The following is a 14,561-nucleotide window of genomic DNA, read 5'->3' on the forward strand; positions in this document are numbered from 1 at the left end:
GGCGTTTGAAAGCCGCTCGTTCAATTTATGCATTATGCCCGCTAACCAATGAAACCGCCAGTTTCAACGCTTCATCCAGCTTGGTTGCATCCTTGCCTCCGGCTTGCGCCATATCAGGACGTCCGCCACCTCCGCCGCCGCATACTGCCGCAACTTCCTTGACAATTTTACCTGCATGCAGCCCTTGTTTTACCTGTTCAGCAGGGACAGCTACAACGAAATTCACTTTGCCGTCAGCTGGAGCACCCAGTACAAGTACTGCATCAGGCAGTTTTACTTTCAATTCATCAGCCACTGTGCGCAGTGCATCCATATTCGGAGCATCCACACGAGCTGCAAGCAATTGTGTATTTCCTGCTTGTACCACTTGATCTGTCAATGCGCCTGCTTCCATGGCACTCAGCTTGCTTTGCAATGATTCAGTCTCTCTGGCAGCTTCTTTCAATTGCTGATTCAGACCATCAATGCGTTTAGGCACGTCCGCCACATTCGCTTTGAGCAGGGATGCCGATTGTTTGAGCAATTCAAGCTGACTTTCTACATACAGATACGCACCACGGCCAGTAACGGCTTCGATCCGACGTACGCCGGAGCCGATTCCACTCTCACTCACCAGCTTGAAGATACCGATCTCTGATGTATTGTTTACGTGACAGCCGCCACAAAGTTCCAAACTATAGTCTCCGACTTGAACCACACGTACGATATCGCCGTATTTTTCACCGAATAATGCCATTGCGCCCATTTCTTTGGCTTCATCAATAGCTTTCAGTTCAATATTCACATTCAGACGATTCCAGATCTGTTCGTTTACCTGACGCTCGATCTCTGTTAATTCTTCCGGCGTAATGCTGCCGAAGTGCGAGAAGTCAAAGCGCAGACGTTGTGGCTCTACGAGAGATCCTGCCTGATTGACATGCGTTCCGAGCACATCTTTGAGCGCTTTGTGCAGCAAATGGGTTGCAGTATGGTTTTTGATAATATCGCCACGTTTAGACGCATCCACTTCAGCTTTAATCACTTCACCCACACGCAATTCCCCGGACTCTACCGTCACCAGATGCACATGTTGTCCCATAGGAGCCTTGAACAGACCTTGCACTTTCGCCGTTACACTGGCTCCACGCAGCAAGCCCTGATCACTTACTTGTCCGCCGCTTTCCGCATAGAACGGAGTCTTGTCCAGGATGACCTGGCATGTTTGTCCTTCGCTTACGGAGTCTACCAGGGCGTCACCAGCAACGATGGCTACCACTTTTGCTTCCGTCAACAGGTCATTATAACCAACAAACTCGCTTTTAACCTCCAGATCAGCAAGCGGTCCGCCTTGAACCTTCATGCTCTCGCTTTCCTGGCGTCCTGCACGTGCACGATCACGCTGCTCCTGCATCGAGACATCGAATCCTTCACGGTCAACAGTCATGCCATGCTCTGCTGCATAGTCTTCGGTCAGGTCAAACGGGAAACCATACGTATCATACAGTTTAAACGCTTCAGGCCCGCTAATCACGGTACGTCCTTCGGACTTAGCTGTGCCGCTCATATCCGCGAGAATAGCAAGTCCATCCGTGAGTGTTTCGTGGAAACGCTCTTCCTCGGTTTTGATCACTTTAGCGATAAACTCCTGCTTGTCCACCACTTCCGGGTAGTACATCCCCATCACTTCACCGACAGTCGTTGTCAGTTCATACAGGAATGGACGGTCGAGTCCCAGTACTTTACCGTAACGTACGGCACGACGGAGCAAACGACGAATGACATAACCGCGTCCTTCATTGCTTGGCAGAACACCATCACCTACAGCAAAGGCAACCGTACGAATGTGATCGGCAATAACTTTCAGTGCAACGTCAATCTCTACGCTGTCATTATATTTTACACCGGCAAGAGCCGCTGTTCTTTGAATCATCGGTTGGAACAGATCGGTGTCAAAGTTGGAATCCACATTTTGCAGAATGGATGCAAAGCGTTCCAGACCTGCACCTGTATCAATATTTTTGTTCGGAAGCGGTGTGTAGCTACCATCTTTGTTGTGATTGAACTGGGAGAATACCAGGTTCCACACTTCCAAATAACGTTCATTTTCCCCGCCCGGGTACATCTCAGGGTCGTTCATGTCATTGCCATAAGCTTCGCCGCGGTCATAGAAAATTTCGGTACAAGGTCCACACGGTCCTTCGCCGATATCCCAGAAGTTCTCATCCAGCTTGATGATACGTTCAGCAGGTAGTCCCACTTTTTCGTTCCACAGTTTGAAAGCCTCTTCGTCTTCAGGGTATACCGTTACCGAGAGACGCTCCGGATCGAAACCGATCCATTCTTTGCTTGTGAGAAATTCCCATGCCCACGTAATCGTTTCTTCCTTGAAATAGTCTCCAATGGAAAAGTTACCGAGCATTTCGAAGAACGTATGGTGACGGCGAGTTTTACCGACATTTTCAATATCGTTCGTACGAATACATTTTTGGGAGTTGGCGAGACGTGGATTCTCCGGTTTCTCCCGACCGTCAAAATACGGTTTCAACGGCGCCATACCTGCATTGATCCACAGAAGGGATGGGTCATTATGAGGTACAAGCGATGCGCTTGGCTCGATTTTATGTCCTTTACTTGCAAAAAACTCTATCCATTTGGACCGGATTTCACTGGCTTTCATACGGAGTGCCCCCAATTAATTATAATAGTCCGGTGCATATTCGCTCCGGGTTGTTAACAAGTAAAAACAAACACAAAAAACGCCCCTGATAGTCAGGGACGATTGTCATCGCGGTACCACCCTGGTTATTGCTGTTCATCCGCAGATGAAACAAACAATCTCCTCGTTGATGCGAAATAACGGTCGCTCCCGGCAGGGTTGTCCTGCACTCCGAAATCAGCTTTCCGCCGCTTCAACTTTCAAGACTCTTCCAGCCATCGGGCTCAGATTGCATCTGATCCGAAGAAGTCTATTCTCTGAGGAAAGGAATCCTCGGCGTACTTCATTTCATCATCGATTTCATGTTCTAAACATACCCCTCCATTATATCGATATGCCTATATGGTGTCAACGCACCCTTGAGGAACAGACCGGTGCTTGGGTCAGTCGGTTCTTCGTTTGATGTAATACGCAAAAAAGTGCTGCACGATCACCTTGAGGACAGCAAAGACCGGTACTGCCAGAATGAGTCCCACAATGCCCGCCAGTTCGCCTCCCACAAGGAGCGCGAAGATAATCGACAACGGATGCAAATGCAGAGTCCTCCCTACCACCTGAGGAGAGATGACGTTGCTCTCCAACACCTGGCACAGTGTGTTCACGATGACAACAAAGAGCACCATTTTGAACGATACCGTTGACGCCATAATCACGGCTGGAGCAGCTCCAAGAAATGGACCCAGATAGGGCACGATGTTGAATACAGCGACAATGCTTGCAAGCAGCAATGCATAGGGCATATCAATGACGATGTAACCGATGTAGGCAAAGATGCCCACAATCACACAGACGATAAATTGTCCGCGAATATAGTTCCCCAAGGCCGTGTCGATCTCTTTCATAACCGAAACAATCGCTTTGCGCCGTGAGCGAGGCAGGTACGCCACTATGGTGCGCTCGAATACCTCAAAATCTTTTAACATATAGAAAATGAGAAATGGCACAATAAACACATTAAATAACACATTAATGGTTGTCCCGATATTATCCATCAGCTTCGTGATCCCCTGAGTCAGCCGATCCTCCATCTGGAAAAACCAGCTGTTCATGCCTGTGCGTACACTTGGCGGCATTAATTTGTGGTCCATATTATTCATCAAACTCTGGGCACGCATGGACAGCTCCGGCATATGCTCGTTCAGTTCCTCCAATTGTTCAATCAATACCGGAATGACATTCATCAGGATGACCCCGATACAGGTGAGGAAAAAAGCATAGATTAACAGCACGGCAATGGTTCGAGGAACTTTACGTCCTCCCAGCATGCTTACAATCGGATTGAGTACATAAGATATGATGAGGGCCACGATAAAAGGTGCCAGCACTGTTTTCAAAAATCCATATATATGAAGCAGCAATGGCCGCAGCAGCCAGATAAAATACAGGATAATCAATCCGAGTAGCAGCCAGATGGCATAACGGAACATCTTGTTTTTGGTTAATTGCTCCACTTGCATCTCTCCCTTTTGGACTGGCTCTGAAAGTCAGTATATGTAAGGAAGGGAATATTTATTATCGCCGTCCAGAAGTGGAGACTAACAATTCTCGCCCCTGGATGGACAATCCGGTTGAAGTTGTAATTTGGACACAAAAAAAGCGCCCCCTTCATGATGAAGGAGACGCATCTTGTGATTCGGGGTAGCATATATTATACAAGTCCCTTGAACCACTATGTAACCGCAGCTATATACATTTGTCATCATTTCATGACAGCATTCAATGACATTCTTTGTCATGAAACCGCATATAGAAGAAGTTAGACTGCTTATTAAGAAGAAGCATGAAGATGAGGGAAGTCTTGCGGCAGCTCTTCCCCGAAGAACAGATCATCGAGGGAACTGAGCGTGCCGTCTTCTTCCACCTGGTATACAGACATTTTCTCACCGTTCACCGTTAATTCGATAAAGCATCCCCAGCAATAAAATTGGTGGGAACCGATTTTCCCAATATCTTTGGAACTACAGTTTGGACATTTCATATTCATTCACCTATCCATTAACAGAATGAATGGCATTTTCCAAGCGCTGTTCACTCAGCGGCGGCACCATAATGGCACTTTCCCCAATGGACATATCACTTGTACATGGCAGCCATTTGCGGCCCTCAATCAAATCGGACACAAAACCGTCCGTAATTTCAATCCCTATTATTGTATTTCCCAACTCCTGGTCAAAATAAACATCAGAGACTCGTCCAAGCAGCAAACCTTCTTCGGTGAGCACGGACATCTCCTTCAATTTAGACTGGCCGAGGAGGTACGTGTGTTTTATGTCGTCGGCTCCCGTTTTGCGGACAGCCTGTTGATTACGGATCATGACGGCATCTTCGCCGTAGGCAACGATATCTTGCCACTGCACGATTTTGACATGACTGGTAAACAGGCCTTTGTTTTCAAGTTCAATGCCTTCAATTTTCCAATCGTCATTCACAATGAAATCCTGGATTTTGCCGACCTGCTTCCCGTCCTCAACGTCAAACACGGCAAGTCCGATCATTTCCTGAAGCTTCATCGCAGGGTCCCCCTCATCTTCTTATCATTAAATAGCCGCGGCGCTATTGCTAGGTATGCCCAAAGTTGATGAGTGGCAATCAGACGCCGATCATCAAAACCGCTTCTATCCAACCGATGAAATGGAACTTCTTCCCTCCTTTTGTTCCATGTGCAATGAGCCCTTAGGCTCTATTACGCAGTCGCCCAAGAATGGTTCCAATTTTTTCGGCGGTTATCATGATTTCTTCCGTAGTATTACCCAATCCCCAGCTAAAACGAATCGCGGAATGCAAAAATGTCTCCGGCAAGTTCATTGCTTTCAGCACATGGGACACTTCGAGGGAACCGGAAGTACATGCCGAACCGCTCGCCACAGCGATGCCTTCCATATCCAGATTCAAGAGCATCGTCTCCGTGGACACCTCCGGAAAGCTGATGTTCAGGATATTGGGCAGCGTATATTCCGAATGTCCGTTGATGTGGAAATGCTCCGCCCCTACTTGTTTCTCCAGTTGTTCCAGCAGCAATGACCGTAATGCCAGATCATGTTCGCGACGAGCTGCCGCTTGTTCTCCTGCTATTTTCAATGCCTCCGCAAACCCCGCGATACCGGCCATGTTCTCGGTACCTGCCCGCCGTTGCCGTTCCTGCAGTCCACCATGCGATCTCGCCTCAAGCACAATTCCGCGCCGTACATATAGTGCACCAACGCCTTGAGGCCCATTGATTTTATGAGCAGAGAAGCTGATCAGATCCACAGGCAATTCCTTGCAGGAGATTTCCTGGGTCCCAAGGGCCTGAACTGCATCGGTATGGAACAAAATATCATGCTGACGAGCCAGTTCACCAATTTCGCGGATGGGCTGAATGGTGCCTACTTCATTGTTGGCATACATCATGGTGATCAGTATGGTATCTGGGCGAATGGCCTCTTTTAGCTCTTCCAGACGTATTCTTCCGTATTCATCTACCGGCAAATAGGTCACGTCATAGCCTTGTCGTTCCAGTTCCTGACACGTATGCAGTACCGCATGATGTTCAATGGCTGTTGTAATGATGTGACGTCCCCGTTCTTTCCTCGCTGAAACTACGCCAAATATGGCCAAATTGTCACTTTCCGTGCCGCCTCCGGTAAATACGAGTTCATCCGGGAAACAACCCATAGACGCCGCAATGACATCCCTTGCTCCACTGACGGTCCGTTTGGCTTCGCGGCCAAAGGCATGGATACTTGATGCATTGCCATATTGCCCTGTCATTACTTTCATCATCGCTTCCGCGACTTGTGGATGCATAGGTGTCGATGCGGCGTGATCCAAATATATTCTTTTCATTGATTTCACCCCGTTATATGTTGGACTTCCATCTTTTCATGTTGTGTAATTGAAAATTTAAACCAATGCTATTGTGTCATATCTTCGTGTATAATGTTTAATATCCATTCAAAAAGGAGAGACCGAAATGAGTGATCAGGTTCTCAGTCAAATTCTGAATCAGCTTCAACAAATGGACAAACGTTTCGACAACATTGATGGACGTCTTGAAAAGATCGAAGACAGGATTGGTACATTGGATAGCAGGCTTGATACCATGGATACCAGACTTGATACCATGGATGGCAGACTTGATACCATGGATACCAGACTTGACGCCATCGAGGAACAAACCAAAACCATTCCTCTGCTTCAGCAGGCCGTTCTGAAGACACTGGAAGTTACCAAACGTCTTGAAACTTCTCAAATCACGTTTGAACGTAAAGTAACCGCCGAATTAAACACCCATCAGCACAGCATTGATATTTTGAACCGTCGTCAATTGCGTATGGAAGCAGATATAGAAGCACTCAAGCGTCGTTAGGACTTCTGACTACATCGTTTCGGAAAGGCAGCCACGAAAACGTTGCCTCCTTCAGTACGTTATTACATAAATTTTGTTCATTCCAGACTATCGTAGAATAGGAAGAATCACAATGTAGCTTGTTGCATGGCTAAAGCCCCCAATATGGGGGCTTTAGTGTGTCGTCTGTGATGCTCGTCATCAACGATGTTAGATGTAAAACATGTAGGAGTCTTTTTGTTCCTGATCCTGGAATGTAATCAGATCCTTCAGCGTTGTTGAATCCAAAACATCTGCGATGCTATCACGGATGCGCAACCACAAGTCGCGCTTCGCCGGATCATCTTCCTCCGTGAAATCCACTGGAGAGATTGGACCTTCCAGTACACGAATAACATCCCCTGCTGTTAAGGTAGCAGGATCGCCTGCCAGAATGTAACCGCCATAGGCTCCGCGGATACTTTTGACCAGTCCTGCATTACGCAGAGGAGCAATCAACTGCTCCAGATAATGCTCCGAGAGCTGGTTGCGCTCGGCAATACTTTTCAAAGATGTAGGGCCTTCGCCTGTTCTGGCTGCCAGCTCCATCATGATTGTGAGCCCATAACGGCCCTTTGTCGATATCTTCAAAGGAGTCACCTCTTTCCATTTTCGAAAAAACAAGTTGTGAAACATTAAATAACAGGATGTGGTCCAAGACCGTCTTTCTAGGATCCGCCACAGCGGGATATCAAAAATACAGCTCTATCCCTCTAATCCTCCGTATTCCGATCATAACCCTCAGCTAATGTTAACATATCTGCATGCTTTATGGAAAAGAAAGATTGACGAAATTCAGAAAATGTACGCCTGTGGTGGACACTATCCAAAGTTGGCCGGGTGTATCGTAACTTGAGTCCGGTTATGCTAGAATAGAAACGAAACACATTTATATAGAGAAATGGTGATAACGATGTCCAAAACAATTGAAAATACACGGGTCGTCGTTGGCATGTCCGGAGGTGTCGATTCTTCCGTCACCGCACTGCTGCTGAAGGAGCAGGGTTACGATGTCATCGGCATTTTCATGAAAAACTGGGATGACACGGACGAGTTCGGCCACTGTACCGCTGAAGAGGATTCAGAGGACGTACGCCGGGTTTGCGAACAGATCGGCATTCCTTACTACACTGTCAACTTCGAGAAAGAGTACTTTGATAAAGTATTTTCCTATTTCCTTGATGAATATAAGTCGGGTCGGACTCCGAATCCGGATGTCATGTGTAATCGCGAGATTAAATTCGGCGAATTCCTGAACAAAGCACTGGATCTCGGCGCTGATTATGTGGCTACAGGCCACTATGCTCGCCTCATTGAAGAAGATGGAACGTTCAAACTGCTGCGCGGTGTCGACAGTAACAAAGACCAAACATACTTCCTTAATGCACTGAATCAGAACCAGCTGTCCAAAGCGATGTTCCCGATTGGTCATCTTCCGAAACCGGAAGTGCGCAAGATTGCAGAAGCGGCTGGCCTGTACACCGCGAAGAAAAAAGATAGCACAGGTGTCTGCTTCATCGGCGAGCGCAACTTCAAAGAGTTCCTGAGCAACTATCTTCCTGCCAAAGGCGGAGACATGGTTGATATTGCAACCGGAGAAGTGAAGGGCCGTCATGACGGTCTGATGTACTATACGCTTGGACAGCGTCAAGGTCTCGGCATTGGCGGTTCCGGTAATGGTGAACCCTGGTTCGTGGCAGACAAGGATCTGGAGAAAAATCAGCTGCTTGTCGTTCAAGGCGATGCACATGCAAGCCTGTATTCAACCGGTCTGACTGCAACGGGTGTAAACTGGATCGCAGGTTCAGCGCATATGCCTAACGTGCCCTTCCGTTGTACCGCCAAATTCCGCTATCGTCAGCCGGATCAGGGTGTAACCCTGACATGGCAGGAAGATGGCAGCGTGGATGTACAATTTGACCAACAGCAAAAAGCGATTACGCCTGGTCAAGCTGTTGTGTTTTATGATGGAGATGTGTGTCTCGGCGGTGGAACGATTGATCAGGTTCAAAAAGTGCCTGTACCAGCACTGCAATAGATTCAATAATAGAAATGAACCCATCCCATATGCATTTTGTACAATACCCTGTATTCCTATAACAAAAGCCATCTTTCATGTATACCATGACGGATGGCTTTTTTCCTTCTTTTTCCTGCAAAAAAAATATTTTTTTCACTTATGCAGCCAGCCACACGCCTGCAAAAGAAGCCGCAACCCCCAGCAGTACCGAACTGATGACGTATACAACTGCTCTTGAGTAACGTTCCTGCCCCAGCAGACCAAGGGTCTCATATCCAAATGTAGAGAATGTGGTATACGCTCCGCAAAATCCAGTCCCCCATATCACCCAGATTCCGTCCGAAATCGAGGCTGACTGATGCCAGCCATAGAGCAATCCAAGTAACAATGAACCACTGATATTAATGACCCATGTCCCCCATGGGAAGGCCGTTCCGAGCGAACCGGATATCCATCTACCCAGACTGTAGCGGAGCACTGCTCCCAGCATTCCTGCAAGACCAATCCAGATGATCATGGTGCAACACCGTCCTGCGTTGGTTTACCCAGCATTCGCTGTCCAACCTTAATCCCCAATGCACACAGCAATAACCCTGTGAGTAAACTCACAACGAGGTATACAACAGCCTTCACCAACATTCCTTCCTCAGATAAACGGACAATATCCAACGTAAACGTGGAGAATGTGGTGAATGCGCCCGTAAACCCCGTCCCAATCGCTAGACGAAGTTGAGGCGTTATTTTGCCTGGAACAGCTATGGTGAAGAACCAACCCAAAAACAGACTCCCGATGGCATTAATCAGCAGCACTGCCCAAGGGAAGCCTTCATTTGTTACTGGCATCCATAATTGAATCCCATATCGGCAAAACGTACCTATAATGCCACCGATTCCAATATAGAAAATTTCTTTCATCGTTCAAGCCTCTCCCGGTTCATCGATCTTACAGCTCTCTGCGCCGCTGCTGGTTTAGACGAATCTTGGATTCATTGCCTTGTTCCGTTGCTTCATAGAAAATGCGGCGTGAGAGCTGTTTCGGCAAATATTCCTGCTTCACATAATGGCCCGGATAATTGTGCGGGTATTGGTAGCCCTCATGTCCCAGCTTCACTGCACCCGAATAATGGGTATCCCGCAGATGAAGAGGGACCTCAGCAGATTTCACCTCATCGATGGCATTCATTGCTTTTGAGATCGCAGTGTACACCGCATTGGACTTCGGACTTTCAACAGCAAACAGAATCGCTTGGGCAATGTTCAGCTTGGCTTCAGGCCAACCATTATTGCGATAAGCATCCAACGCTCCAATCGCCTGGGTCATCGCTTGCGGATTCGCAAGTCCAATATCTTCACTGCTCGCTGCAATCAGACGACGTATAAACGTCATCGGGTCCATGCCCAACTTTTCTACTGCATACAAAAACCAGAACAGTGCCGCATCACTGGAACCCCGAATGCTTTTGTGAAATGCCGATAATACATCATATTGTGTCGATTCATCCGCCTTCACAATCGGACGACGAATAGACTCTTCAGCTACATCGAGCGTGATGTGAATGGAGCCGTCCTTCTCTGGTGGTGTAGTCAGTGCAGCCAGTTCCAATGCGTTCAGCGCACGCCGAATATCGCCATTCGCCATCGTTGCAATATGCTCCAATGCCTCGTCGTCAGCCTGCAGATCCATGAATCCCAAACCTTTATCTGCATCCGCTAGTGCTCGGCGCATCGCAATCAGGGAATGCTCTTTGTTCAAAGACTCCAGCTGAAACAGCGTGGAACGGCTCATCAAGGCCCCATTCACATAATGAAAGGGATTCTCGGTTGTAGCGCCGATAAAAATGATCGTGCCCTTCTCTACTGCAGGCAGCAATGCATCCTGACGTGAACTATTAAAGCGGTGTACCTCATCCAGGAACAAAATGGTTTTTGTTCCGTACAACTGCTTGTTCGTCTGTGCCTGCTCAATAACTTCACGTACATCTTTAACCGAGGCATCCACCGCATTCAGACGAACGAACTGTCCCTGCGTATGCTGGGAAATAATATGTGCGAGGGTCGTCTTGCCACATCCCGGAGGACCGTAAAGCAAAATAGACGAGATCTGATCGGCTTCAATGGCGCGCCGAAGTAATTTCCCCGGTCCAATAATGTGCTCTTGCCCAATATATTCATCAAGCCGCTCTGGCCGCATGCGGTCAGCGAGCAGTCTTGCTTGAGGTTCTGAATCCTGCTGAAACGAAAATAAATCCATTGCTCATCACTTCCTTAACGGATTGCCTTTAATTGATCCTCACCAAATTCTGATTAATCTCTATTCTCTATCATATCATACTCCCGCGGAAGCATACCCATAAAAGCGCCAAGCGCACTGCTGACAAAGGCATCCTTGCGCGTAATAAAATGTGTCATCATCCGATTCATGCCTGCGGGGAGAGTGTACTTTCGCAGTGATCCACTTTCAATCTGGCGCCGAATGACGATCTCAGGTAACAGTGATATTCCCATGCCGGAGGTGACCCCGCTAATAATCGCTTCAAGGGTTCCAAATTCCATAATGATCGGACGGGTTACGCCGCTAACCGACAACCATTCCTCCAAAACCTGACGATATGAACAACCCATGCTGTAGACCAGAATCGGTTTACTGGTGAGCTCTTCGTCTTCCGGTCCCATACCGGAGGAGACCACATATAGTTCTTCATCAAATACGGGAGTAGAAGCAATATCGGGGTGATCACAGGAACAACCGATAAAAGCCCCTTCCAATTCATACCCAATAACCTGATCCATAAGCACTTGGGAGTTCCCCGTAGTCAATGATAAGGAGACCGCCAGATGCAGTTTATAATATTTTGCAAAAAGCTCAGGCAATCGAACCGCTGCAGCAGTCTGCGTGGAGCCGATACGCAGCGGGCCAGCTGGCACACTTGTAGAGCTGAGCGCTTTTCCAGCCTCATCAAGCAGGCCGATAATTTTATCTGCATATGTCAGCAGCATCTCACCTGCTGGAGATAACGTCATTCCCCGATTATGACGAATAAACAGCAGTGTCCCTACTTCGGATTCCAAATGTCGTATCCTTGCTGAGAACGTACAAAAGAGCATGGTGCTTGAACAGCGCCATGCTCTTTCCATATGAATACGATGTTCAACAAACAAGAATTCACTCTGACTCGCTGTCAGGCCAACCCTGAATGGCAACGGACTCGCCTTCCGAATTGTGAGTTGCAGCAGCATAGTCAGGCAATGGGCCAGCGTGGAGTAACCACAATTCGTGCAATGCCCGTGTACAGCCAACGTATAACAGCTTCGCATCACCCGCATTAGGCAAATAGTGTTTCTCATCCGCGTCCGCTACGATAACGGCATCAAACTCCAACCCTTTTGACAAATAGACAGGTAAAACGGAGTGTCCGCCTGTGTACTGTTTTTTGCCGCCGTCAATCAAGTTCAGCTCCCAGCCTGCTGCCTGGAGTTCATGATGAAGCTCCTTTGCCTCATGCAGGGTACGGGTCAGAATGGAGACGGTGCGATAGTCTTTGACCGTTAACAGCTTCAAAGCCTGTTTGAGGCTTGCTGTACGTCCTTTTTCCCCATAGGACAATGTCCGTACAGGATCACCACTCCGGAATACAGGAATCGCCGTAATCCCGCTCTTGACGCCCCGCTCCAGAATCGTATTGGCATAATCTATAATTTCCATTGTCGAGCGATAACTCCGGGTCAATGCAAAATATGCATTCTGTTCCTCGGGGAACAGCGAACTCATCTCGTCCCACGCATGAACACCACGGTACTCATGAATACCTTGGGACAGATCGCCCAGTATGGTGAAAGAATGTCCTTTGACGAACTGATCCAATAATGCCACATGAAAAGGAGAAAAGTCTTGCGCTTCATCAATGACGACGTGATCGAACCGCTCTGAGCCTTCAATATCATGAACCAAGGTATGGATGTAAACCAATGCAGGTAAATCCTCTTCACGGATGATATCCTGCTTCAGATCTGCTGCCGTTTGCTTCATCACCAATTTGGGGATAAGAGCGCTCAGCGAGGCAGGTACCGAGCCACCTTTAACGACCTTGAACAGCTGTTTGTACAGCGTAAGCGGTTCATATTGAGGCCATTTTTTGGCGTAGGCTTTCTCACGGGTTGCCGCTTTCTTTTTACGCTCTTTGCGAACGGCTTCCGGCGAAGGCTTCTTGAGCTCCATCTCAATCCAGCGGTGAATACGCGCCATGACCCGCTCTTTGCGTTTCGCCAGCGGATAATGTTTGTATTCTTCCCCGAACCAGTTCTCAATCTCGGCTTTACGGAGCACCGCGCCATCCCATGGACTGAAGTCCATATCGGGTACGGACTCCTCTTCCATCCCGGACAGCCACTCCCGAATTAATTCCATGAAGCGGATCGAGCCTTTATACCGCCCAGGAACATCATCATTGAGTTCAGGACGTGCATCCGGGGTTTCAAACCAGGTGTTCAATGTCTCCGACGCATCCGCCAAAGGCAGGTCCAGTCCCAGCAGGTTCATTGCCCAATCCGGGAATGTACGCTGCTGAATATCCCCCACACCGAGCTCCGGGAGTACATCTGAGATGTAATCCAGGAACATATGGTTGGGTGCAAAAATAACCATCTTCTCCGCAGATACCTGCTCCTTATACTGATACAGCAAGAAGGCAAGCCGATGCAGTGCGACAGTTGTTTTTCCCGAACCGGCCACACCCTGAATGATCAATGCGGTGTTTCTCGCCGCACGAATGATCTGATCCTGCTCCGCCTGAATGGTAGATACGATATCACGAAGCTTGTTATCCTTGTTCTCTCCCAGTCGATACACAAGGAATTCATCCGATACGGCTGGCTGGTCACTGTCCCGATTGTACGTATCCGCGACACGTTCCAATATACGCTGCCGAATGACAACGTTTCGTTTCAGATAAACCAGGCCCTCAATGAGTCCCTCCGGGGCTTCGTACGTTGCGGAGGCTTCCCCTCCGGTAAATGAGTAAAACAGGCTTGCGACAGGAGCACGCCAATCGATGACGAGCGGATGCTCTCCCACCTCTTCGCGGTCTACGCCGATTTTGCCAATATACAGCGGTTTCCGTGCACCACTGCCCTGTTCTTCGAAATCCAAGCGTCCGAAATAGGGTTGCTGCGCGCTCTTGGACAAGGCGGTGCGGCGCTCTTCGCGTCCGGACTCCAGCACTTGTTCAGTGAAGTCGTGGCCGGTATACACCGGAATATTCTGCAGCCGTTCCAGCTGACTGTCCACTTCCTTCATCGTTCGCTCTAACCTGTACTCTTCTTCTTGATAGGCACTTTGAAAGCTGTCTGACATGTTTCAGTTACCTCCTAAGAATATGTTTTTCTGCATAGTCAACACTGACGACACAAAAGGATACCCACTATATCATATTGATGTACAAAAAGCTACAGTAACCCGGATAGCAAAATAAAAGAAACCGCTG

The 14,561-nt window shown here is 48.2% G+C and carries 12 protein-coding genes and 1 pseudogene; 2 read left to right on the forward strand and 11 right to left on the reverse strand.

What is annotated here, in order from left to right; translation table 11 throughout:
* Positions 1-25: 25 nt before the first annotated feature.
* The 5 genes from alaS to P5G61_RS26250 form a co-directional block, all read right to left on the reverse strand.
* Entirely contained in the window at positions 26-2,656 is a 2,631-nt protein-coding gene (gene alaS / locus P5G61_RS26230; RefSeq protein ID WP_301249155.1) for an alanine--tRNA ligase, read from the reverse strand.
* Between the two features lie 422 nt (positions 2,657-3,078).
* Complete coding sequence (locus P5G61_RS26235; RefSeq protein ID WP_301249156.1) at positions 3,079-4,146, reverse strand: AI-2E family transporter; 1,068 nt, start codon at positions 4,144-4,146, stop codon at positions 3,079-3,081.
* Between the two features lie 317 nt (positions 4,147-4,463).
* Positions 4,464-4,673, reverse strand: coding sequence for a hypothetical protein (locus P5G61_RS26240; RefSeq protein ID WP_024633070.1), 210 nt, complete (start codon positions 4,671-4,673; stop codon positions 4,464-4,466).
* A gap of 10 nt (positions 4,674-4,683) precedes the next feature.
* Positions 4,684-5,205, reverse strand: coding sequence for a PRC-barrel domain-containing protein (locus P5G61_RS26245; protein ID WP_024633069.1), 522 nt, complete (start codon positions 5,203-5,205; stop codon positions 4,684-4,686).
* A gap of 163 nt (positions 5,206-5,368) precedes the next feature.
* Positions 5,369-6,520 carry a cysteine desulfurase family protein gene (locus tag P5G61_RS26250; protein ID WP_301249158.1) on the reverse strand — a complete coding sequence of 384 codons (1,152 nt, stop codon included), beginning with the start codon at positions 6,518-6,520 and terminating at the stop codon, positions 5,369-5,371.
* Positions 6,521-6,647: 127 nt separating this feature from the next.
* Between P5G61_RS26250 and P5G61_RS26255 the strand changes: the two genes are divergently transcribed.
* Positions 6,648-7,043 carry a hypothetical protein gene (locus P5G61_RS26255; RefSeq protein ID WP_301249159.1) on the forward strand — a complete coding sequence of 132 codons (396 nt, stop codon included), beginning with the start codon at positions 6,648-6,650 and terminating at the stop codon, positions 7,041-7,043.
* Positions 7,044-7,232: 189 nt separating this feature from the next.
* Here the strand turns inward: P5G61_RS26255 and cymR are convergent, their stop codons facing one another.
* Positions 7,233-7,652, reverse strand: coding sequence for a cysteine metabolism transcriptional regulator CymR (cymR, locus tag P5G61_RS26260; protein WP_301249160.1), 420 nt, complete (start codon positions 7,650-7,652; stop codon positions 7,233-7,235).
* Between the two features lie 322 nt (positions 7,653-7,974).
* Here cymR and mnmA point away from each other — a divergent pair, with 322 nt between their 5' ends.
* Positions 7,975-9,099: a tRNA 2-thiouridine(34) synthase MnmA gene (mnmA, locus tag P5G61_RS26265; protein WP_024633065.1), complete on the forward strand. Its 1,125-nt coding sequence runs from the start codon at positions 7,975-7,977 to the stop codon at positions 9,097-9,099.
* A 139-nt stretch (positions 9,100-9,238) separates the two neighbouring features.
* Here the strand turns inward: mnmA and crcB (P5G61_RS26270) are convergent, their stop codons facing one another.
* The 5 genes and pseudogenes from crcB (P5G61_RS26270) to P5G61_RS26290 all read right to left on the reverse strand — a co-directional run bounded on the left by crcB (P5G61_RS26270) (position 9,239) and on the right by P5G61_RS26290 (position 14,431).
* Positions 9,239-9,598, reverse strand: a complete 360-nt coding sequence (gene crcB / locus P5G61_RS26270; protein ID WP_094937631.1) for a fluoride efflux transporter CrcB — start codon at positions 9,596-9,598, stop codon at positions 9,239-9,241.
* Entirely contained in the window at positions 9,595-9,996 is a 402-nt protein-coding gene (gene crcB, locus P5G61_RS26275; protein ID WP_301249163.1) for a fluoride efflux transporter CrcB, read from the reverse strand. Before crcB (P5G61_RS26275) ends, crcB (P5G61_RS26270) begins: the two co-directional genes overlap by 4 nt.
* A gap of 28 nt (positions 9,997-10,024) precedes the next feature.
* Positions 10,025-11,332 (reverse strand): replication-associated recombination protein A, encoded by a 1,308-nt coding sequence (locus P5G61_RS26280; protein ID WP_163757524.1) that lies wholly within the window; start codon positions 11,330-11,332, stop codon positions 10,025-10,027.
* A 53-nt stretch (positions 11,333-11,385) separates the two neighbouring features.
* Positions 11,386-12,168: pseudogene (locus P5G61_RS26285) on the reverse strand (LysR substrate-binding domain-containing protein); the annotation flags it as partial.
* Positions 12,169-12,244: 76 nt separating this feature from the next.
* Positions 12,245-14,431, reverse strand: coding sequence for a HelD family protein (locus P5G61_RS26290; RefSeq protein WP_301249168.1), 2,187 nt, complete (start codon positions 14,429-14,431; stop codon positions 12,245-12,247).
* Positions 14,432-14,561 lie beyond the last annotated feature (130 nt).

This window comes from Paenibacillus vandeheii (assembly GCF_030433635.1).
In the GTDB taxonomy this organism is placed as follows: domain Bacteria; phylum Bacillota; class Bacilli; order Paenibacillales; family Paenibacillaceae; genus Paenibacillus; species Paenibacillus vandeheii.